General features: G+C 73.4%; 18 protein-coding genes. 10 read left to right on the top strand and 8 right to left on the bottom strand.

Annotated elements, in window-relative coordinates:
* Positions 1-6: 6 nt before the first annotated feature.
* The 3 genes from AC5L3Z_RS11020 to AC5L3Z_RS11010 all read left to right on the top strand — a co-directional run bounded on the left by AC5L3Z_RS11020 (position 7) and on the right by AC5L3Z_RS11010 (position 1,959).
* Positions 7-816 (top strand): SDR family NAD(P)-dependent oxidoreductase, encoded by an 810-nt coding sequence (locus tag AC5L3Z_RS11020; protein ID WP_494841452.1) that lies wholly within the window; start codon positions 7-9, stop codon positions 814-816.
* Positions 817-984: 168 nt separating this feature from the next.
* Positions 985-1,524, top strand: a complete 540-nt coding sequence (gene pyrE, locus AC5L3Z_RS11015; protein WP_494841451.1) for an orotate phosphoribosyltransferase — start codon at positions 985-987, stop codon at positions 1,522-1,524.
* 57 nt (positions 1,525-1,581) lie between these two features.
* The gene (locus tag AC5L3Z_RS11010; protein ID WP_007454255.1) at positions 1,582-1,959 is read left to right on the top strand and encodes an ArsR/SmtB family transcription factor; all 378 of its coding nucleotides are present in this window, start codon (positions 1,582-1,584) and stop codon (positions 1,957-1,959) included.
* A gap of 181 nt (positions 1,960-2,140) precedes the next feature.
* On the opposite strand, the gene AC5L3Z_RS11005 is transcribed toward AC5L3Z_RS11010, so the two are convergent.
* From AC5L3Z_RS11005 to AC5L3Z_RS10990, 4 genes are all read right to left on the bottom strand, one after another.
* Positions 2,141-3,016, bottom strand: a complete 876-nt coding sequence (locus AC5L3Z_RS11005) for a DedA family protein (RefSeq protein WP_494841450.1) — start codon at positions 3,014-3,016, stop codon at positions 2,141-2,143.
* Positions 3,017-3,150: 134 nt separating this feature from the next.
* Positions 3,151-5,670, bottom strand: coding sequence for a polynucleotide kinase-phosphatase (locus AC5L3Z_RS11000; protein WP_494841449.1), 2,520 nt, complete (start codon positions 5,668-5,670; stop codon positions 3,151-3,153).
* Entirely contained in the window at positions 5,667-7,145 is a 1,479-nt protein-coding gene (locus AC5L3Z_RS10995; RefSeq protein WP_494841448.1) for a 3' terminal RNA ribose 2'-O-methyltransferase Hen1, read from the bottom strand. Before AC5L3Z_RS10995 ends, AC5L3Z_RS11000 begins: the two co-directional genes overlap by 4 nt.
* A 136-nt stretch (positions 7,146-7,281) precedes the next feature.
* Entirely contained in the window at positions 7,282-8,850 is a 1,569-nt protein-coding gene (locus AC5L3Z_RS10990; protein ID WP_494841447.1) for an LPXTG cell wall anchor domain-containing protein, read from the bottom strand.
* 180 nt (positions 8,851-9,030) lie between these two features.
* Here AC5L3Z_RS10990 and AC5L3Z_RS10985 point away from each other — a divergent pair, with 180 nt between their 5' ends.
* Positions 9,031-9,513, top strand: coding sequence for a SigE family RNA polymerase sigma factor (locus tag AC5L3Z_RS10985; RefSeq protein ID WP_494841446.1), 483 nt, complete (start codon positions 9,031-9,033; stop codon positions 9,511-9,513).
* On the top strand, positions 9,513-10,616 hold the full coding sequence (locus AC5L3Z_RS10980; protein WP_494841445.1) for an LCP family protein: 1,104 nt from the start codon (positions 9,513-9,515) through the stop codon (positions 10,614-10,616). The genes AC5L3Z_RS10985 and AC5L3Z_RS10980 overlap by 1 nt, the downstream gene beginning before the upstream one ends.
* Here AC5L3Z_RS10980 and AC5L3Z_RS10975 read toward each other — a convergent pair.
* Positions 10,607-10,819, bottom strand: a complete 213-nt coding sequence (locus AC5L3Z_RS10975) for a hypothetical protein (protein ID WP_494841444.1) — start codon at positions 10,817-10,819, stop codon at positions 10,607-10,609. The two genes, AC5L3Z_RS10980 and AC5L3Z_RS10975, sit on opposite strands and share 10 nt — an antisense overlap.
* Positions 10,820-10,950: 131 nt before the next feature.
* Here AC5L3Z_RS10975 and AC5L3Z_RS10970 point away from each other — a divergent pair, with 131 nt between their 5' ends.
* The gene (locus AC5L3Z_RS10970; RefSeq protein ID WP_334524657.1) at positions 10,951-11,334 is read left to right on the top strand and encodes a phage holin family protein; all 384 of its coding nucleotides are present in this window, start codon (positions 10,951-10,953) and stop codon (positions 11,332-11,334) included.
* Between the two features lie 126 nt (positions 11,335-11,460).
* Positions 11,461-12,483, top strand: a complete 1,023-nt coding sequence (gene fbaA, locus AC5L3Z_RS10965; protein ID WP_334524660.1) for a class II fructose-bisphosphate aldolase — start codon at positions 11,461-11,463, stop codon at positions 12,481-12,483.
* 55 nt (positions 12,484-12,538) lie between these two features.
* Here the strand turns inward: fbaA and AC5L3Z_RS10960 are convergent, their stop codons facing one another.
* Positions 12,539-13,747 carry an LOG family protein gene (locus AC5L3Z_RS10960; protein WP_494841443.1) on the bottom strand — a complete coding sequence of 403 codons (1,209 nt, stop codon included), beginning with the start codon at positions 13,745-13,747 and terminating at the stop codon, positions 12,539-12,541.
* A gap of 284 nt (positions 13,748-14,031) precedes the next feature.
* Between AC5L3Z_RS10960 and AC5L3Z_RS10955 the strand changes: the two genes are divergently transcribed.
* Positions 14,032-14,460 carry a DUF3151 domain-containing protein gene (locus AC5L3Z_RS10955; RefSeq protein ID WP_494841442.1) on the top strand — a complete coding sequence of 143 codons (429 nt, stop codon included), beginning with the start codon at positions 14,032-14,034 and terminating at the stop codon, positions 14,458-14,460.
* Between the two features lie 52 nt (positions 14,461-14,512).
* Here AC5L3Z_RS10955 and AC5L3Z_RS10950 read toward each other — a convergent pair whose 3' ends face one another.
* A complete protein-coding gene (locus AC5L3Z_RS10950; protein ID WP_494841441.1) occupies positions 14,513-16,747 on the bottom strand; it encodes a MinD/ParA family ATP-binding protein in 2,235 nt (744 codons plus the stop codon).
* A gap of 74 nt (positions 16,748-16,821) precedes the next feature.
* Complete coding sequence (locus AC5L3Z_RS10945; RefSeq protein WP_494841440.1) at positions 16,822-17,820, bottom strand: diacylglycerol kinase family protein; 999 nt, start codon at positions 17,818-17,820, stop codon at positions 16,822-16,824.
* Between the two features lie 125 nt (positions 17,821-17,945).
* Between AC5L3Z_RS10945 and AC5L3Z_RS10940 the strand changes: the two genes are divergently transcribed.
* The gene (locus AC5L3Z_RS10940) at positions 17,946-19,235 is read left to right on the top strand and encodes an adenylosuccinate synthase (RefSeq protein ID WP_494841439.1); all 1,290 of its coding nucleotides are present in this window, start codon (positions 17,946-17,948) and stop codon (positions 19,233-19,235) included.
* Positions 19,236-19,398: 163 nt separating this feature from the next.
* A complete protein-coding gene (locus AC5L3Z_RS10935) occupies positions 19,399-20,334 on the top strand; it encodes a type IV toxin-antitoxin system AbiEi family antitoxin domain-containing protein (RefSeq protein ID WP_494841438.1) in 936 nt (311 codons plus the stop codon).
* Positions 20,335-20,379: the final 45 nt, after the last annotated feature.

Here is a 20,379-nt window from a genome sequence, read left to right as displayed (position 1 = left end):
GGCCCGTTGACGACCGAATCCCCGGCCACCGAGCGGTGGGCGCTGATCACGGGTGCCACCGCCGGCATCGGGGAGGCGTTCGCCCGACGGCTCGCCGCCGAGGGCTGGGACCTGGTGCTGGTGGCGCGCGACGCGGCCCGGCTCGCCGAGGTCGCCGCCGAGCTGACCGGACGGCACGGCCGGCGGGTGGGGACCATCGCGGCGGACCTGTCCACCGACGACGGATGCGCGGCCGTGGAGCGGCGGCTCACCGCGGGCGCCCCGGTGCGGCTCCTGGTCAACAATGCCGGCGTCAGCCTCAACCAGCCGTTCCTGCGGTCGACGGCCGAGGACGAGGCGCGGCTGCTCCGGCTCAACGTGCACGCGGTGCTGCGGTTGACCCAGGCCGCGCTCGGCCCGATGACGGCGCGGCGCGACGGGGCAGTGATAAATGTCTCTTCGGTTGCGGGTTTCGCGCCGGTCATGCCCGGCTCGACGTACCCGGCCAGCAAGGCGTGGGTCACCAGCTTCAGCGAATCGGTGGACCAGTCGGTGCGCCCGTTCGGGGTACGGGTGATGGCGCTCTGCCCCGGCTACACCCGCACCGGCTATCACGAGCGCAACGGCATCGACATGTCCGGCACGCCGCGCTGGATGTGGCTGCGGGCCGACGATGTGGTCGCCGAGGCCCTACGTGACCTGCGGAAAGGCCGCGCGGTCAGCGTCCCGGACTGGAAGTACAAACTGGCCGCTGCCGGCCTGCGGTACGCGCCGCGGCGGCTGCTGCGGGCGGCGTACCGGGACCGGCGCGGGCGGATCGACCCGGCCGACGGCTGACCCCGGCGACATCGACGGGGCCGGGCCTCCGGAGGGGACGGCGCGGACCGCGAACCGGCGGCTGATCGCGCAGCGTAGCCGTCCATCGCCAGCCATCGGTCGCCCGCGAGGCTGACCCGGGTGGGCCCCGCAGACGGCGCACAGACTCGCGCAGTAACCTCTACCGTCATGGGGGACCACGACGACCTGCGTAAATTCATCACTGACCTGGCTGTGGTCCATGGACGGGTGGTGCTCTCCTCGGGGCGCGAAGCGGACTGGTACGTCGATCTGCGTCGCGTCACGCTCCATCACCGGGCCGCGCCGCTGGTCGGCCGGGTGATGCGGGAGTTGACCGCCGACTGGGACTACGACGCCGTGGGCGGGTTGACCCTCGGCGCCGACCCGATCGCGGTGTCGATGCTGCACGCCGCGGCGGAGACGGAACGACCGTTGGACGCTTTCGTGGTTCGTAAGGCCGGCAAGGCGCACGGTCTGCAGCGGCGGATCGAGGGGCCTGAGGTGGCCGGCCGGCGGGTACTCGCGGTGGAGGACACCTCGACGACGGGGGGCAGTGTGCTGACCGCGGTCGAGGCGCTTCGTGAGGCCGGGGCGGAGGTCGCGGGTGTGGCGGTTATTGTTGATCGAGGAGCCGGGGACGCCGTACGAGCCGCCGGACTCCCGTATCGGGCGGCCTACACGCTGGCTGACCTCGGCCTTGTGGCGTGAAAATTTGCCGATTCAGATCTGCTGATATGCAGGCGGATCGATGCTGCTGGTGGAAGGATGGAATACGTGGGAACTGCGTTGGCTGAAATGACCATGCCTCAGATCTCGCCGCTTGCCGGCGAGCCGATCGAACGTGCCGACGCCGAGCGGCTGGCGGGGGTCCTCAAGGCCCTCGCCGACCCCGCCCGGCTGCGGCTGCTCAGCCTGATCCAGTCGGCCCCCGAGGGCGAGGCGTGCGTCTGTGACCTGACCGCACCCCTCGGCCTCTCGCAGCCGACGGTCAGCCACCACCTGCGTATCCTCACCGAGGCCGGCTTGCTGGAGCGGGAGAAGCGCGGTGTGTGGGCCTACTACCGGCTGGTGCCGTCCGCGATCGCCACGATCGCGGACCTGCTCACCCCGCCGCGCAAGCGGGCCACCAAGAAGGCCCGCTGACCCGGTGTCCGTGCGTCGTCCCGGGTCGGGGCGACGTCCGGTGGCGTACCAGGGGTGGCGTCATCGGGCGGTGACGGCTGTCCGTCACCACTCAGCTCGCTGATCCACCACCGGGTTCCCGGTGGAGTACACGAAGAACGGCCGGTCCCTTCCGGGGCCGGCCGTTCGTCGTACGAGGTGGTCAGCGACCGTGGCCCTGGTCCGGGTACCGCCCGCGGTCCTGCGGCGAGTGCTGCTGGTACGGGTGCTGCTGGTAGGGCTGCTGCGGCTGCTCGTGGTGGTGATGGTGCTCGATGGCCTCCCGGACCGCCTCCACGGCGCCGGCCGCGCTCGCCGCGGCGACCACCGCGACGGCTTCGCCCCGCTTGCGGGCCTTCCGGTCGCGCAGGAACTCGAAGAAGATCGGCAGCACCGAGATCACGATGATCAGGGCGACCACCGGCAGGATGTACCGGTCGATCTTGTCGCCGATGGCGCTGTAGATCTGCTCGGCGAGCAGGTAGCCGATCAGGAGGATGCCGTCGACCCAGAGGATCGCGCCGATCACGTTCCACAGGAAGAACTGCTTGGCCGGCATGCCGAGCACGCCCGCCACCGGGTTCAGGAAGGTCCGCACGATCGGGATGAACCGGGCCAGCACCACGGCCTTCGCCGGGCCGAACTTCTGGAAGTAGAACTCCGCCTTCTCCACGTACTCCTTCTTGAAGAGGCGGGAGTTGGGGCGGTCGAACATCCGCCGGCCGTACTTGGAGCCGAGCCAGTGCCCGAGCTGGGCGCCGACGATCGCGCAGATCGGACCACCGATCAGCAGCCCGATCAGCGAGAGCCGGGTGCCGTTGCCGAAGATCGCGTCCGCCACCGGCGAGGCGGCGACCCCGGCCAGGAACAGCAGCGAGTCGCCGGGGAAGAAGAAACCGACCAGCAGACCGGTCTCGGCGAAGAGGATCACCCAGACGCCGATCAGCCCGAAGGTCTGCAACAGCTCCTTGGGGTCGAGCGGATTCAGCGCGACCGTCTCGACGACGACCCGACTCTTCTCACCTGTGTCCACGGCCACACAGATTACCCACCCACCCCATTCCGCCCCGCCCCACCCGCCCTTCCCCCGCCGATCTCGCGGTGTCGCGCCCCGGACAACGGCTTCTGCGGGGATTTGTCGGGGCGCACCGGCGAGATCGGCGCGGGCGGGGGTCAGAGACGGGGGTCGGTGGGTTCGGATTCGCAGGCGAGGATGGCGAAGACCAGTTCGTGCCGCCGCCAGAGGGGGGCGTGCTCCGCGAAGGCGTCCAGGGCCGCCAGGCCGAGGGCGTGTTCGCGCAGCGCCAGGCCGCGCTTGCGGCCCAGCGAACGGCGACGCAGGGCCGCCAGCTGACCGGGGTCGGTGTAGCCGGGGCCGTAGATGATCCGCAGGTACTCCCGACCCCGGCACTTGATGCCCGGCTGGAGCAGCGAGCCCCGGGTCGAGCGGGCCGCCGGCCCGGCGTACGGCTTGACCACCATGCCCTCGCCGCCGGCACCGGTGAGCGCCAGCCACCAGTCGGTGGCCGCCGCCACCGCCCGCTCGTCGGCCAGGTCGACGACCTGCCGCCGGGTCGGGGTGAAGAACTCCGGGTCGGCCGCGCAGAGCCGGTCGGCCAGGTCCAGGTGCCAGCCGTGGTCCCGCTCGACGAAGCTCACCCCGGCGCCGGCCAGCACCGCGAACGGCGCCAGGGTCACCCCGCGCAGCCCGTCGGTCGGCGCGACGTACGCCCGGTAGGCCGCCGAGTAACCGGCCACCTCGGACTGCCGGTCGGCCATCCGGGCCCGCAGGTCACCGACCGGCAGCCCGCGCGCCACGGCGGCGTCCAGGGTGTCCAGCACCGCCGGCAGCGCCGCCCGCCCGGCCGCGCCGACGCTGGCGTACTGCTCGCGGATCAACCCGCCCGCCTTCGCCGACCAGGGCAGCAGCTCACAGTCGAGCAGCAGCGTGTCGGTGCCCAGCTCCGCCCAGAGCCCCGCGGCGGTGACCGCCGCCCGGACCCGGGACAGCAGCTCCCCGTCGAGCGGCGCGCCGAAGAACGGCCGCCCGGTCCGGGTGTGCACCACCCCGCCGCCGTACGGCCCGCCGGTCTCCTCCCGCTCGACCAGCACCACCGCCCGCGAGCCCATGTGCTTCTCCTCGCACACCACCCGCTCGACGCCGGCGGACCGGTAGTCCTCGAACGCCTGCGCCGGGTGTTCCAGGAAGCCCTCGACGGTCGAGGTGGAGCAGGGCGCCATGGTGGGCGGCAGCCACACCAGCCGGCCCGGGTCGACCGCGAACCGGCTCATCACCTCCAGCGCGGCGGCGGCGTTCTCCGCCGGCACGGTCAGCGTCCCGTACGCGTGCTGGATGTGCCGGCGGCCGGTCACGTCGGCCAGGTCCAGCACCGTGTCCGGCCGGACCGGGGCGTCGACCAGCGGACGCGCCGGGGCGTACCACTCCTTGACCGCCGGGACGCTGACCAGCTCCTTCTCCGGGTAGCGCAGCGCGGTGAGCCGCCCGCCGAAGACGCAGCCGGTGTCGACGCAGATGGTGTTGTTGACCCACTCCGGCACCGGGGTGGGGGTGTGGCCGTACACGACCATGGCCGAGCCCCGGTAGTCGCGCGCCCACGGGTAGCGGACCGGCAGGCCGTACTCGTCGGTCTCGCCGGTGGTCTCCCCGAAGAGCGCGAACGCGCGGACCCGGCCGGACGCGCGGCCCTGGTAGGCCTCCTTGAGCCCGGCGTGCGCGACCACCAGCCGGCCGCCGTCCAGCACGAAGTGGCTGACCAGGCCGTCGACGAAGCTCGCGACCTCCGCGACGAAGTCCGGGGACTCCGACTCCAGCTGCGCCATCGTCTCGGCCAGGCCGTGGGTGAGCCGCACGTCCCGGCCGCGCAGCTTGCGCAGCAGCTTCTGCTCGTGGTTGCCGGGCACGCAGATCGCGTGCCCGGCCGCCACCATGCCCATCACCAGGCGGAGCACGCCGGGGGAGTCCGGGCCGCGGTCCACCAGGTCACCCACGAAGACCGCGGTACGACCAGCCGGGTGCACCGCGTCCACCGGGCGGCCCGCGTCGTCGCGGCGCAGTGCCCAGCCCAGTTGGAGCAGCAGCGCCTCCAGCTCCTCCCGGCAGCCGTGCACGTCCCCGACGATGTCGAAGGGCCCGGTCAGCTCCCGCCGGTCGTTGTAGAGCCGCTCGTAGCGGATCTCGGCGGCGTCGATCTCCTCCGCGCCGCGCAGCACGTGCACCTTCCGGAAGCCCTCGCGGGCCAGCTGCCCGTAGGTCCGGCGCAGGTCGCGCTGCATCCGGGCCAGCACCTGCCGGCCGAAGGTCCGGTCGGCCCGCGCCTCGGTACGCTCCCAGGCCAGCGCCTCCGGCACGTCCAGCACGATCGCCACCGGCAGCACGTCGTGCTCGCGGGCCACCCGCACCAGTCCGGCCCGGGCGTGCGGCTGGAGGTTCGTCGCGTCCACCACGGTCAGCCGGCCGCGCCGCAGCCGGGTGGCGGCGACGTGGTGCAGCGCCTCGAAGGCGTCCGCGGAGGCCGACTGGTCGTTCTCGTCGTCGGCCACCATCGCCCGGAACATGTCCGAGGAGAGCACCTGGCTGGGCGCGAAGTGCCGGCGGGCGAAGGTGGACTTGCCGGAGCCGGAGACCCCGACCAGCGCCACCAGGGCCAGCTCGGGAAGTTCGAGAGTGGTCATCGCTGCTCCTCCTGCCGGGTGTCCCGCCCGGTGCTGGCCTGCCCGCCGGCTGCCGGCCCGGCGGCGGTGAACACGGCGAGCTGGGTGGGGGCGCCGACCTCCGGGTCGTCGTCGCCGATCCCGCCGATGGTGGCGGTGTAGCCGTAGGTGGCCGCCACCTCGCCGACCCAGTCGGCGAACTCGGCGCGGGTCCACTCGAACCGGTGGTCGGCGTGCCGGAACCGCCCGGCCGGCAGCCCCTCGTAGCGGACGTTGTACTCCACGTTCGGAGTGGTCACCACGACCGTGCCCGGCCGGGCGTGGCCGAAGACCGCGTCCGCCAGCGCCGGCAGCCGGGGCGGGTCGAGGTGCTCGATCACTTCCATCAGCACCGCCGCGTCGTAACCGCGCAGCCGGTCGTCCCGGTAGGTCAGCGCGGACTGCCAGAGCCGGACCCGGTCGCGCTGCCGCTGCGGCAACCGGTCCAGCCGCAGCCGGCGGGCGGCCAGGGCCAGCGCGTGGTCGGCGACATCGGTGCCGACGACCTCGGTGTAGCGCCGGTCGGCGACCAGCGCGGTGAGCAGCGCGCCCCCGCCACAGCCCAGGTCCAGCACCCGGGTCGCGCCGCTGGCCGCCAAGGCGGCGAGCACCGCCTCACGACGTCGTGCCGCCAGGGACGCCCGGCGGGGTTCGACGGCCTCGGCCGGCTCCGCCACGACGCTGTCGTCGGCCGGCGGATCGTCCGTCAGCTCCGCCAGGCGGGCCAGGGCCTGACCGGCCAGGGCACGCCGGTGCGCCAGGTAACGCCGGGTGATCAATGCCTTGTCCGGGTGGTCCGCGAGCCAGCCCGCGCCGGCCCGGAGCAGCTTGTCGATCTCGTCCGGGGCCACCCAGTAGTGCTTGGCGTCGTCGAGTACCGGCAGCAGGACGTACAGGTGGTTGAGCGCGTCGGCGACCCGGACGGTGCCGGTGAGCAGCAGGTCCACGTAGCGGCTGTCGCCCCAGTCGGGGTGCCGCTCGTCGAGGGCGATCGGGGTGGCGGTGACCGTCCAGCCGAGCGGGGCGAACATCCGGGTGGCCAGGTCGGCGCCGCCCCGGCAGCGCAGCACCGGCACCCGCACCTCCAGCGGGATCGCGGTGGCGGCCAGCTCCGGCCGGTCCCGGGACACCCCGCGCAGGGCCGAGCGGAACACCGTGGACAGCGCCGAGGAGAGCAGGCTGGACGCGGCGTACGCCCGGTCGTTGACGTACTGCCCGAGGGTGAAGCTTTCCGGGGTGGCGGTCTGCTGCCGCCCGCGCCCCCGACCCGCGCCGAGTCGCTGCGGGTCGACCTCGACCAGCAGGGCGGCGGTGCAGCGGTCCTCGGCCGCCTCCGGGTAGAACATGTGCGCGGCGCCCGCGGGCAGGTCGAAGGCGTGCACCCGATCGGGGTGCTTGACCAGCAGGTACCCGAGGTCGGTCGCCGGCCGGTGGGTGGTGGTCAGGGTGAGCAGCACCCGCCCATGGTGTCAGGGACTTCGATCTTGCGTCGTCCGGTTTTCGGGCGGACGGTCCGGCTGCTCCCCGGGGTGGACAGGACGGTGCCCCGCCGACCGGGTGGTCGACGGGGCACCGGGTGGTGTGGTGGGGAGATCAGGCCACGAAGCGGGTCCCGCGGCGGCGGGCCGCCAGGTAGCCGGCCCCGCCGGCCGCGAGCAGCACGGCGCCGACGCCGGCGACCAGCGCGGTGGAGTCACCGGTGATCGGCAGGGTGCCGCCGTCACCGCCACCCTCGCCCGGCGCGCCGGGGGTCGGCGTGCCGGGGGTCGGCGTGCCCGGGTTGCCGGTGCCGCGCTTGATGACGACCGCGGCCTCGTTGTTCTCCGCCTTCGGGTCGGCGTCCAGGTGGGTGACCACCTTGCCGGAGGTCTCTCCGGTCAGCTCGTCGATCCGCAGGACGAACGGGTACGAGCCGCTGACGCCCGCCTCCGGGTCCCCGGCGGCGAGGCAGCCGTACAGGTCGGCGCCCGGCTCACCGCCGTGCTCCCACGGGTCCCACGCGTCCTTGTCGTCCTTGTCGTACGGGGCGCACTCCTCGGAGACCTCGATCGCCTCGGTGCCCTTGGGGATCTCCACGGTCACGATCGGCCCGGCCAGCCGCCAGGCGTCCACGGTGGCCGGACCCAGGTTGGTCCAGCCGGCGGTCACCTTGACCTTGTCGCCCACCTTGCCGCTGTTGGTGCTGCCGACGGCGGCCAGGTCGGCCGGGTTGTCCCCGCCGACCTTGACGTCGACCACGGTGAAGTTGTTCCACTGGTCCACGTCGGTCTGCGGGACGGACGCCTGCCGGGCCGGGGGCTCCTCGACCAGGGTCAGCTTCTCGCCGGTGCCGGGTTTGCCGGGCGGGAGCGGGAAGTCCGGGTCGCTGACGACGAGCGCCCAGTCGTCCTTGGTCCACCAGTCGACGTAGTTCTCCAGCTCGATGCCGGTGCGAGCGCCCTTGTCGAGCTTCACCGGGAGCTTCTCGGAGAGCCGGTAGCTCTTGTTCGGCTCGAGCTCGGTGTCGAAGGTGCAGATGGTGGCGAGGTACTCGATGTACTCGCAGTTGCTGAAGTTGCCGACGTACGGGCTGAGGTTGTCGTTCTGCAGGCGCAGCACCACGCCGCGGGCGGGGTTGTCGCCGGAGTTGCGGACCACGTCGCCGGTCAGGCCGGCGGTCTCGCCCGGCGCGGCGTCGAGGCTGACCTCCGGGTCGGACTGGAGGTCGACGCCCTCGGCGATGGTGACCGTCACGCTGCGGGTGGCGGTCTGGCCGCCCCCGGTCGCCTTGATCCCCAGCTCGGCCTTCTGGCCGGGCTTCGCGTCCGACTTCGCGGTCAGGTAGTAGTCGAGGCTGGCGACGCCCCACTCGTTCGGCAGCGACTCGCAGTGCAGGGTCTTCTGCTGTGCGGGGGCGCACTCCCAGAGCGCGGTGGCCAGCTCGAAGGTGGCGATGTCGTCGACCTCGGACAGGTCGAGGTCCAGCGTCGCCTTCGCCAGCTCACCCTCGCCCTCGATGTACGGGGCGATGAAGTTGTACGTGCTGTGGTTCGGTGCGATCAGGGTGTCCCAGGCGACGATCACCAGGGGATCGGCCGCGTACGCGGGGGTGGCGGAGGCGGCGACGAACGCGCCTGCGACGCCCAGCCCGGCGAGCCAGCGCCGGGTGGAGTGCTTGAGCATTACCGGGTTCCTCCCATGGGGGATGTCCAGGTGGAGCCTGCGGAGCTTAAGGAACCCTCAAGGCCGGGCGCTGCCCCGACCGGCCGGCGGCGGAGGAAAGGAGCCGAACGGCTGACCGGAACCAGCGCAACGTTCCGGCTGTCCGCCTCCGTCATCAGGGGCAGGAAACCGGGAGGTGCAGTGACGTACGAGGAGTTCGCCGACCTACGGCTGGCCGCGCTGCTGCGGTACGCGGTCATGCTGACCGGCGATCCGCACCAGGCGCAGGATCTGGTGCAGGACACCATGGTGCGGGTCCAGTTGAACTGGCGGCGGGTGGCCCGCGCGGACTCCCCGGAGCGGTACGTCCGCCGGATGCTCACCAACCAGTACGTCGACTGGCGGCGCGGCTCGTGGATGCGCCGGGTGCTGCTGCGTGGCGACCCGGAGGAGTCCGTACCCCTCGCCACCGACCACGCCCAGGACACGGTGGAGCGGGACCAGGTCCGGTCCTGGCTGGCCCGCCTGCCCCGCCGACAGCGGGCCACCCTGGTGCTGCGCTACTACGAGGACCTCCCGGACGCCGAGATCGCCGAGATCCTCGGCTGCGCCGTCGGCACCGTCCGCTCCTCCATCTCCCGAGCCCTCGCCACGCTGCGCGCCGAACATGTGGAGGTCTGCTGATGACCGAGGAAGAACTGCGGGCCGCCTTCGCCCGGCAGGAGCCGTCCATTCCGCCGCTCGGGCCGCTGCGGGCGGCCATCGACCGGATCGCCACCCGGCGTCGCCGGCGCCGTAACCGGCTCCGGGCGGGCGGCGCGGCGTTGGCCGTGCTCGGCCTGCTGGGTGTCGCGGTGCCCCAGGTCGTACCGGTGGCGGGCGAGCGCACCCCCACGGGGAACCTGACGGGTGACCCCGGCGCCCGGGGCGAGGCGCTGAACGTGCTGCTGCTCGGCCTGGACGGCACGCCGACGCGTGCGGCGGGCCCGACTCCCGGCATCGACCCGGTCCCGGCCCGCCGGGCGGACGCGGTGCTGCTGGTGCACGTCCCGGCGGACCGGAGCCGCCTCTGGCTGGTCTCGTTGCCGCGCGACCTGCTGGTGGAGGTCCCCGGCCACGGCACGGAGAAGCTGAACACCGCGTTCCAGCAGGGCGCCGGGGAGCCGCGGCCCGACCTGCGGCGCGGCTACGAGCTGACCGAGCGGACCATCACCGGGGTGACCGGCGTGCCGATCGACGCCGGTTCCGCGCTGACGTACCCGGCGCTGCGCAAGCTCACCGACGGCGTCGGCGGGGTGGAGGTCTGCCTGCCCGGGGTGATCCGCTCGACGCACACCCGGCGCACGTTCCCCGCCGGTTGTCAGCGGCTCGACGGCGCGGGCGCGGTCGACCTGCTCCGGCAGCGCCGCGACCTGCCCAACGGTGCCCGCGACCGGGAACGCAACGTGCAGCGCTACCTCGCCGGGCTGCTGCGGCGACTGGACGAGCGGGAACTCCGCACCAACCCCGCGGCGCTCGGTCGCCTGCTCGCCGGCATCGGTGCGGACCTGACCGTCGACACCGGTGGGCGCTCGCTGCCGGACCTGCTCGCGCTGGCCGGGGCGGCGTCGGCGGCCGACCCGGTCGGCGTGGCCCTGCCGACCGTCGAGGACCGGGAGCGCTGGGGGACGTCGCTGCTCGACCGGCGGGCCGCGCCGGCCTTCCTGGCCGCGCTACGGGAGGACCGGCTGGACGAGTGGGCGGCGGCGAATCCGGACCGGGTGACGCCGCTGGCACCTCAGCGGTAGTCGTCCTCGTCCGCGGTGACCACCCGGGCCTGCTCCATCGCGTCCCAGTCGTCGACCTCCAGGCCGCGGCGCGGCTCGGCGTCGCCGTCGCTGGGGCCGGCGACCACGGACTGCTCGAACGCGTCGGCCGGCTCGGCCTCCGGATCGCGCTCCTCCGGGCTGAGGTGGTCGCTCGGGGTGAAGTCCTCGTGGGGCTGACCCATCGTCCCTCCCTGTTCCGGCGGATTACCACCCACACCGTACGGGCTGGGCGGGGCCGTCGCCCGGTGGGCGCGGGATGCGGAGTCGGTGGATCGTCCCACCGGGGGAGCCCGCCGGTGCCAGGATGAGGGGCGTGGGCTTCCTGATCCGCTTGGCGATCACCGCGGTCGCGCTGTGGGTCACCACGCTGATCGTGCCCGGGGTCGACGTCACCGGTCGCGGCGGCGCCGACACCGCACTCACCCTGCTCGTGGTGGCGCTGATCTTCGGCGTGGTGAACGCGGTGCTCAAGCCGGTCATCAAGGTGGTCGGCTGCGTGTTCTACCTGCTCACGCTGGGCCTCTTCGCGCTGGTGGTGAACGCCCTGCTGTTCCTGCTGACCGACTGGATCGCCCGCGGGTTGGACCTGCCGTTCCGGGTGGACGGTTTCGGCGCCGCCTTCTGGGGAGCCATCGTGATGGCGGTGGTGAGCTGGCTGATCAGCGTGGTCGTACCGGACCACCTGGCGGACCGGTGAGGGGAGGCGGTTGTGCCCGGGGCCACTCCCTACGGGATACTGCCGGCGGTGGACAGCGCGGTCCGGCGCACCCGATGGAAGACAACGGCCGGCTCGGCCGAGAGCGGTAAGTAAGGAGCGTTCGACATGCCCATCGCTTCCCCCGAGGCTTACGCGGAGATGCTGGACCGTGCCAAGGCTGGCCGGTACGCGTACCCCGCGATCAACGTGACCTCCTCGCAGACCCTGAACGCGGCGCTGAAGGGCTTCGCCGACGCGGAGAGCGACGGCATCATCCAGGTGTCCACCGGCGGTGCCGAGTACCTCTCCGGACCGTCGGTCAAGGACATGGTCACCGGCGCGGTCGCGTTCGCCGCGTACGCGCACGAGGTCGCCAAGAAGTACCCGGTCAACATCGCCCTGCACACCGACCACTGCCCGCAGGAGAAGCTGGACAAGTTCGTCCGGCCGCTGATGGCGATCTCGCAGGAGCGGGTGAAGCGCGGCGAGGAGCCGCTGTTCCAGTCGCACATGTGGGACGGTTCGGCCGTGCCGGTGGCGGAGAACCTGCAGATCGCCGCGCAGCTCCTCGACGAGGCCGCCAAGGGCAAGATCGTCCTCGAGATCGAGGTCGGCGTGGTCGGTGGCGAGGAGGACGGCGTCGAGAACGCCATCAACGACAAGCTCTACACCACCGTCGAGGACGGCCTGGCCATGGTCGAGGCGCTGGGCCTGGGCGAGAAGGGCCGCTACATGGCGGCGCTGACCTTCGGCAACGTGCACGGCGTCTACAAGCCGGGCAACGTCAAGCTCCGGCCGGAGATCCTCAACCAGATCCAGGAGGCGGTCGGCGCCAAGTACGGCAAGGACAAGCCGCTCAGCCTGGTCTTCCACGGCGGCTCCGGCTCGCTGCTGTCGGAGATCCGTGAGGCGCTGGACTACGGCGTGGTGAAGATGAACATCGACACCGACACCCAGTACGCCTTCACCCGGCCGGTGGCCGAGCACATGTTCCGCAACTTCGACGGCGTGCTGAAGGTCGACGGCGAGGTCGGCAACAAGAAGCAGTACGACCCGCGGACCTGGGGCAAGCTGGCCGAGGCCGGTCTCGCCGCCCGCGTCGTGGAGGCCTGCGAGCACCTCCGCTCGACCGGCACCCGGATGAAGTAGTCACCCGTGCGGCCCGACGGCCGGCTCCCCGACCGGGGAGCCGGCCGTCGGCGTGTCAGGCGCTGGCGGTGAGCACCTGGACGGCCTCCCGCACGTCGTCGGTCAGGTGCACGGTGGCCGAGAGGTCCCCGAACGGGGACGCGGCGAAGAGCGGCCGCAGCAGCGACTCGATCGGCAGCTCGGTGGTCCAGTACGCCCGGTCCAGGAAGACGTAGGCCCCGCTCGCCCCGTCGGTGCCGTAGTAGGTCTTCGTCGCCGCCTGGAACACCTCCTGGACGGTGCCGGCCCGGCCGGGGGCGAAGACGATCCCGCCCCGGGACAGTCGCAGGATGGTGTCCTCGCGGATGGCGTTGGAGAAGTACTTCGCGATCTTGCCGGCGAAGAGGTTCGCCGGTTCGTGCCCGTACAGCCAGGTGGGGATGGCCAGCCCACCCGAGCGGGCCCAGTCCAGACCCGGCGTGCGCCGCGGCGCGGCCGGTCCGGCCGCGTACCGCTCGCGGACCGTCAGCGCCGCCGCCGTGTACCGGTCGTGGTCGGTGAAGTCGGGCGCCGTGGCGAGCAGGTCGATCGCCGCGGTCAGCTCCTCGGCCGGCCAGGTCGCCAGGAAGGCGCCCAGGTTGGCCGCCTCCATCACCCCGGGGCCGCCACCGGTCACCACCAGCCGGTCGGCCCGGGCCAGCTCCCAGCCGAGCACCGCCGCCATCCGGTACGGCACGCTGCCGCGCGGCACCGCGTGCCCGCCCATCACCCCCACCACCGACTGCGGGCCGTGCGTCGCCAGCCAGGTACGGGTGGCGTCGACCAGGGCGTTGTCCACGCCGTGGTCGTGCAGGCGCTGGCCGAGCGCCTCCCGGACGTCCGGCAGCGCGCCGCCGTGCGCCCGGAAGTGCTCGTACACCCGGGTGTCGTACATCCCGGCGAACCCGCCCTCGGCGAAGCCGGCGGCGAGCTCCTCCGGGGTGTAGAGGTGCGACGGCTGAGTGGGGTACGGCAGGCCGGAGAAGGGCGGCACCACGTTCGCCCCGCGCCGCACCAGGTCGGCGCCGACCTCCCGGGAGGCGAACCGGCAGCCCACGAAGAGGGTGCCGGTGACCACCGTGCCGGTCAGGTCGGGAACGGGTTCGAGGTCGAGGCGCAGCCCCTGCACGGTCAGCCCGGCGAGACTGCCGGTGGCCAGCCGCCGGTCGAAGTCCGCGCGGGTCTCGATCTCGTCGGGGTGGGTGTCGTGCGGCGCGATGACGTCCGCGGGAGGTGGGGTCGGCACCAGGCCATCCTGCCCGCACCGGGCAACCGCCCAAACCCCTCCCGGCCCCGCTCGCGCCGGCCCGGAACGGACAGGAGCCCGGCGGTCGAAACCGTCGGGCTCCTGCGTGATCCGGTCCTGGGGAGGCTCCGGACCAACAGTTGTAACGGAAGTCACCTCGCGGCGGCATGGGCCGCGGGGCCCGGGACCTTGAGCCGCAGGCGTGACGAATGCCTCCACCGTTCAGCCAGCGTGCCGGCCGGACCCCCTCGCGTGTCGCGGGGCGAAGCGGGTTGAATGGGGCGATGCAGAACCTGTTGCCTGAGCCACCGGCTACCTTCCTGCCCGCCCACGAGGAGGCCGACGCCGCCCTGGCCGACGCCGATCAGGCGGGCACCGACGAGGCGTACGCCGAGGTCGCGGCCCGTTTCCCGACCCACAGCGCGGCCTGGGCGGCGCTGGCGACCCGGTCCTTCGACGCCGGTCAGATCATCACGGCGTACGCGTACGCCCGCACCGGATACCACCGGGGCCTGGACCAGCTGCGCCGCAGCGGCTGGAAGGGACACGGCCCGGTGCCCTGGTCGCACACCCCCAACCGGGGCTTCCTGCGCTGCCTGTACGTGCTGTCCCGGGCCGCCGGGGAGATCGGCGAGGCCGACGAGGCGGCCCGCTGCGCCCAGTTCCTGCGCGACTGCGACCCGGCCGCCTGGGACGCCCTCGCCGGCAGCTGACCCGCGCGACGGCCGGCCCGGGCAGTTGCCCGGGCCGGCTCGTCGTACCGGCTCAGAGCCCCTCGGCGACCGCCGCGGCGATCTTCAGCCAGGCGTCCCGGGTGGCCGAGGAGAGCCCGCCGTACCGGATCGGCTCCCCGGTGTCGATCAGACGCTCGTACGGGGCGAGCAGCACCGCCCGGGTGCGGGCGGCGAAGTGCTCCTGGATCGCCGGCAGGTCGATCTCCTTGCGGGACGGCGGCATCGACACCACCGTCACCGCCTGCCGGACCAGCCGGTGCCGGCCGCTCTGCTCGAGATGGTCCAGCATCCGGGCGGCGGTCTCCGCCGAGTCGTTCCGCGCCGACATGGTGACCACCAGTTGGTCGGTGGCGTCCATCGCGGCCTGCCAGTTCTGGGCCCGGACGTTGTTCCCGGTGTCCACGAAGATCAGCTTGTAGAACCGGCTCACCACCTCGCGGATCTCGGCGAACGCCGCCGCGGTCAGCATCTCGCCGCCGGTGGCCGACTCGTCCGAGGCGAGCACGTCGAACATCCCCTCGCCCTGCGAGCGGACGTACTGCGACAGGTCACCGACCCGGCCGTGCGCGCCCTGGAACTGCCCCAGGTCCCGCAGCATGTCCCGGACCGTCCGTGAGTGGAAGTCCTGCTGCGCCCGCATGCCGAGGGTGCCCTGGGTCTCGTTGTTGTCCCAGGCCAGCACGTACCCGCCGCGCTTCTGCCCGAAGGTCATCGCCAGCAGCAGGATGGCCACCGTCTTGCCGGCGCCGCCCTTCGGGTTGACCACGGTCACCTGACGCAGCCCGCCGAAGTTGCGGCGCACCATCTCGATGTCCCGGCGCAGCTCCTGCTCGTGCCGCCCCGGCGGGAGCTTCACCAGACCCATCCGGTTGACCACCGCGCGCAACCCCGTGGTGGCGACCGGGTCCGCCGGGCGCACCTGGCGGCGGCGGGCGAAGTCCTCCGCCGTCGGCGGGACCCCGACCTCTGGCGCCCACGCCGGCTCCGGGTAGCCGGCCGGCGTCGGGGCGGGCTGCTCCGGCCGCGGCTGCCGCGGCATCCCGGCGGGCGGGGTGCCCTGCTGCCAGGACGGCCCGTACCAACCGGCGACCGGCTGCGCCGGGCCCGGGGCGGGCGTGCCCGGCGGCGGGCCGGCGTGCGGGTGGGCCGGCGGGCTGGCGTGCGGGGGCGGCACGGTCAGCGTCGGGCCCGGTGGGTAGCCGGTCGTCGGGTCGGGCGCGGGCGGGGCCAGCGGCGTGCCCGGCGAGGGCGGGAACGGTCCCAGCTTCGGGGGCGCGGGCGCCGGAGGGTCCGGCTCACCGGGGACCGCCGCGGTGCCGACCGCCTCCGCCGCGCCGGCCGAGGCGCGCTGCGGCGGCTGCGCCCACGGGGACTCCCCCGATCCCGGTCCGCCAGCCGCCGCCGGCGTCTCCACGGGTACGACCGGAGTCCCGTACGCGGCGCCCGACCCGCCCGGCTCGGCGGCCGGCCCGCCCCAGGCGGGTCCGACGGCCGTCCCGGCCGGGCTTTGGTGGTCGGCCGGGCCGGCCGGCTGCCGGGGAGCCGGCGGAAAGGCCGGCGGCTGCCCCTGCCCCGGGCCGTGCGGCGCGGCGCCGGCCGTGCCGCCCGTCTCGGGGGCGCCCGGAGCGGGCTGCGGGATCGCCGGGTCCAGGGTGAACGGCAGGTCGAGGTCGACCGGGGCGGCCTGCCCCGGCCGGGGCGCCGGCACGGCGTGCTCCACCGCCCTGGGCTGGGCGGTCGCGTCGGGCGCCGGGGTGGTGCCGCCCGGTACGCCGGGCCGTCCGCCGTCAGCCCCACTCCCGCCACTGAGGTCGCCGCTCGGCGTGCCGGTGGCGGAACCGCCGCCGCCGTCGTAGTAGTAGCCGGGGTGGCCGGGCGTGGCGGCGAGGCCGTCGTGCGCCGCGAGGCCGCCGTGCGGGTCGCCCGGCCCGGCGGGGCGGTCGCTGCCGTCGTGGTAGCCGGGATGGCTCGGCCCGGCGGCGAGGCCGTCGTGCGCCGGGAGGCCGCCGTTCGGGCCGCCCGAGCGACCGTTGCCGTCCGGGAGCCCGTGGTCGCTCGGGTGGACGGCGTCCCAGCCGGGGGCGGCCGGGGCGAGGCGGTCGCCGACCTCCGCGCTCAGGGACGGGTAGGCCGCGGACGGGTGGGCTACCCAGGCCGGCCCGGGCGTGCCCGGATGCGCGGCGTCGGGCGGCCAGAGCGGCTCGATGTCCCGCTCCGGCACCGGCTGCTGGCCGGGCGGCTGGCCCCGGTCGGCGTTCTCGTCCACCACGGTTCCCCCCATTCCTCCCGTTGAGGATAGGCCGTCCCGATCCGGTCACGGACGGTAGCGGAGCCGGTGAGTCAGCTCGTCCAGACCGCCCAGGCGCCCGGCTCGGTCCACCAGGACCGCTTGCGGCTCAGCTCGCCCTCGGCGCCGTCGTCGAGGAAGGGCACCTTCTCGTCGCGGGGGATGACGGCCACGGCGCGCCCCCGAGCCCGGCGGACCTCGAAGCGGATCTTCTTCCGGCCCAACGCGGACCGGGTGACCACGGGGACGGCCACCGCCACCTCGACCACCCCGTCGGTCGGGTCCGGGCCGGCCAGCAGCGGCAGCCCGTCCAGCTGGGCGTACCCGCCGGCGTTGCCGATGGCGCAGGCCAGGATCGGGTCCTCGCCGTCGCTGAGCACCGCGTCGTCCACCTCGACCCGGCCGCGCCAGTGCAGCGGGCGGCCCTGGTCGTCGGCGGCGCCGAGCAACGCGCCGTCCAGGGTCACCGAGCCGCCGTCGTTGCGCAGCAGGTCGAGCCGGCGGGCGGTGCCGTCCAGCACCGCGGCGGCCACCGCCGCCGGATCCCGGGGCAGCCCGAGCTGCGCGGCCAGGTCACGCTGCCCGCCGCTGCGGGCCGGATCGAGCGGGAGTACGCCGATCGTGGGCAGGTCCGGCACCGTACGGTTGCCGGCCAGGTCGGCGGGGCGACGGCTGGGCGGTGGGGCGTACCGCCGGACCAGCCGGCGCACGACGGCGCGCAACTGCGCGTCGCTGGCGGTGGCGACGATCAGGCGGGTCTTGCCGTCCGGGTCCGGCCAGGTCAGGCCGTCGGGGCGGGGCGGGGCGTCGAGCCGGGCCAGCACCTCGTCGATCTCGGCGTCCGAGCGGGCGGTGACCGTCTCCACCCGCGCGCCCCGGGCGGTGAGCGCCTCCGCGCAGGCCAGCACCGGCACGCGCGGCGTCTCGCAGCGCTCCCCGGTCTTCTCCGGGGCGGCCTCGCCGGCGCCGGAGCAGCAGGCACCGCCATCGCCGCAGCCCCCGCCGGGAGCGTCCCGCTCCGAGCCCAGGGTGAGCAGCACCACGTCGTACACGGGAAGGAGCCTCCTGCCTCTCGACGCGACCCCTGCCGGCCGCGCCGTCACTACTTGTTAGCCTGACACCCCGGGCTCGCCAACCGGTCGCCACCTGGCACCCGAGCCTTCTGGAGGCGGAGAAGATGCCAGCGATCGTGCTCCTTGGCGCTCAGTGGGGCGACGAGGGCAAGGGCAAGGTTACCGACCTGCTGGGTGAGCGGGTCGACTACGTCGTGCGCTACTCCGGCGGCAACAACGCCGGTCACACGGTGATCACTCCCGACGGGCAGAAGTACGCGCTGCACCTGATGCCGTCCGGGGCGCTCTCACCGAGCGCGATGATCGTCATTGGCAACGGGGTGGTCGTCGACCCGAAGGTGCTGCTGGCCGAGATCGACGGGCTCGCCGAGCGTGGCGTGGACGTCTCCCGGCTGCGCATCTCCGGCGACGCGCACCTGATCATGCCGCACCACCGGGCGCTGGACCGGGTGGTCGAGCGCTACCTCGGCACCCGCCGGATCGGCACCACCGGCCGGGGCATCGGCCCCGCGTACGGCGACAAGGTCGCCCGGATGGGCATCCGGCTCCAGGACCTGCTCGACCCGGGCATCCTGCGCAAGAAGCTGGAGCTGGCGCTCCGCGAGAAGAACCAGCTGCTCTTCAAGATCTACAACCGCAAGGCGATCGACGTCGACGCGACGATCGAGGAGTACCTGGGGTACGCGGAGCGGCTCAAGCCGTACATCGCGGAGACCCGGGTGATGCTCTGGGACGCGCTGGACCGCGGCGAGACGGTGCTGCTGGAGGGCGCCCAGGCGACCATGCTCGACATGGACCACGGCACGTACCCCTTCGTGACCTCGTCGAACCCGACCGCCGGTGGGGCGTGCGTGGGCGCCGGCATCCCGCCGACCGCGATCACCAAGGTGATCGCGGTCAGCAAGGCGTACACCACCCGAGTGGGTGCCGGCCCGTTCCCGACCGAGCTCTTCGACGACAACGGCCAGCACCTGCGCAAGATCGGCCACGAGTACGGCACGACGACCGGCCGGGAGCGCCGCTGCGGCTGGTTCGACGCCGTCGTCGCCCGGTACGCCTGCCGCCTCAACGGCGTCACCGACCTGGTCATCACGAAGCTGGACGTGCTCACCGGCATGGCCAAGGTGCCGATCTGCGTCGGGTACGAGATCAACGGCGAGCGCTTCGACGACATGCCGATGAGCCAGACCGACTTCCACCACGCCAAGCCGATCTACGAAGAGCTCGACGGCTGGTCGGAGGACATCACCAAGGCCCGGACCGAGGACGAGCTCCCCGAGAACGCCCGCCGCTACATCGCCCGCATCGAGGAACTCTGCAACACCCGCGTCAGCGTCGTAGGCGTAGGCCCCGGCCGCGAAGAAAACGTCCTCCGCCACCCCCTCCTCCCCTAACCCCGGGCAGGTCGCCCCGTTGATCAAGAAGTTTGCGTCCTGATCCGACCCAAATCCTGACGCAAACTTCTTGGTCGACAGCCCAGGAGCGGGTTGTCCACAGGGTGCGAAAGGTTGTCCACAGGGGGTGGTGGACGGTGGGGAGCCCGGCCAGGCTGGTGGGGTGGCCGACTTCGACCTTCTGGCCCGGGTCGCCCGTGAGCAGGATGGCGTGGTGACGGCCGGCCAGGCGCTGGCAGCGGGTTTCAGCCGGGATCAGATCCGACACCTGTGCCGCTCCGGTCGATGGCTCCGAGTGGCGCGGGGCTGCTTCGTGCCGGCTCTGGGGGTGAGCAGGGCGGCGCTGCGTCGGGCCCGCATCCGCGCGGCGGTGACCAGTCTCGGACCTGGGGCGTTCGTGGCCCTCGACACGGCCGCCGAGCTGCACCGGATCGGTGGTCTGCGCCCGACGTCCGCCATCCACGTGTCGGTCCCGACGAGCCGGCCACGACCGCAGCGGCCCGCGCATCCGGATCTCGTGGTGCACCAGCTCACCGTCCAGGCCGGGGATGTCTGCGAGGTTGCCGGCGTTCCCGCCACCACCCCGCTGCGGACCCTGGCCGATGTCATCCTTCGTGCGGAGCGGTATCCGGCGGTCTGCGCGCTGGATTCCGCGCTGAACCGACGGCTCGTTACGGAAGCCGACTTGTCGTTGATCCCGGCCCTCATCGCGGGGCGTCGCGGGGCCGTCGCGGCCCGGGACCGTCTGGCGGAGGCAGACGGACGGGCCCAGTCGCCGCTGCAGACCCGGGCCCGTCTCCGGTGCGTCGACGGCGGTGTCCCGCCCGACGTCCTCCAACTGGAGGTACGCGACGACGACGGTTATCTGCTCGGCGTCGGGGACCTCGGTTGGCGCGCGGCACGGGTGATCGCCGAGGCGGACGGCCAGGCGCCGCACCGAACGCCCCAGGCCGTCTTTGAAGACCGGGTCCGGCAGAACCGTCTAGTCAACGCGGGCTGGAAGGTCCTCCGCTTCACCTGGTCGGACACCCTCCGCCCCGACTACATCCCCCACACGGTGAGGACGGCCCTCCGCCGCCCGCCGTTCTCCACTCGATGATCAAGGAGTTTTGGTCCGCCGGGGACGGGAAATGAGACGCAAACT

The sequence above is a fragment of the Micromonospora sp. LZ37 genome, from assembly GCF_059359015.1.
This window is presented reverse-complemented; position numbering and strand designations above follow the sequence as displayed.

Excerpts from the sequence above, each read along its gene's own strand:
- AC5L3Z_RS11010 (WP_007454255.1), top strand. The coding sequence starts at position 1,582 with ATGGAATACGTGGGAACTGCGTTGGCTGAAATGACCATGCCTCAGATC.
- AC5L3Z_RS11000 (WP_494841449.1), bottom strand. The coding sequence starts at position 5,670 with ATGACCACTCTCGAACTTCCCGAGCTGGCCCTGGTGGCGCTGGTCGGG.
- AC5L3Z_RS10980 (WP_494841445.1), top strand. The coding sequence starts at position 9,513 with ATGACCGAGGAAGAACTGCGGGCCGCCTTCGCCCGGCAGGAGCCGTCC.
- AC5L3Z_RS10955 (WP_494841442.1), top strand. The coding sequence starts at position 14,032 with ATGCAGAACCTGTTGCCTGAGCCACCGGCTACCTTCCTGCCCGCCCAC.
- fbaA (WP_334524660.1), top strand. The coding sequence starts at position 11,461 with ATGCCCATCGCTTCCCCCGAGGCTTACGCGGAGATGCTGGACCGTGCC.
- AC5L3Z_RS10975 (WP_494841444.1), bottom strand. The coding sequence starts at position 10,819 with ATGGGTCAGCCCCACGAGGACTTCACCCCGAGCGACCACCTCAGCCCG.
- AC5L3Z_RS10940 (WP_494841439.1), top strand. The coding sequence starts at position 17,946 with ATGCCAGCGATCGTGCTCCTTGGCGCTCAGTGGGGCGACGAGGGCAAG.
- AC5L3Z_RS10990 (WP_494841447.1), bottom strand. The coding sequence starts at position 8,850 with ATGCTCAAGCACTCCACCCGGCGCTGGCTCGCCGGGCTGGGCGTCGCA.
- pyrE (WP_494841451.1), top strand. The coding sequence starts at position 985 with ATGGGGGACCACGACGACCTGCGTAAATTCATCACTGACCTGGCTGTG.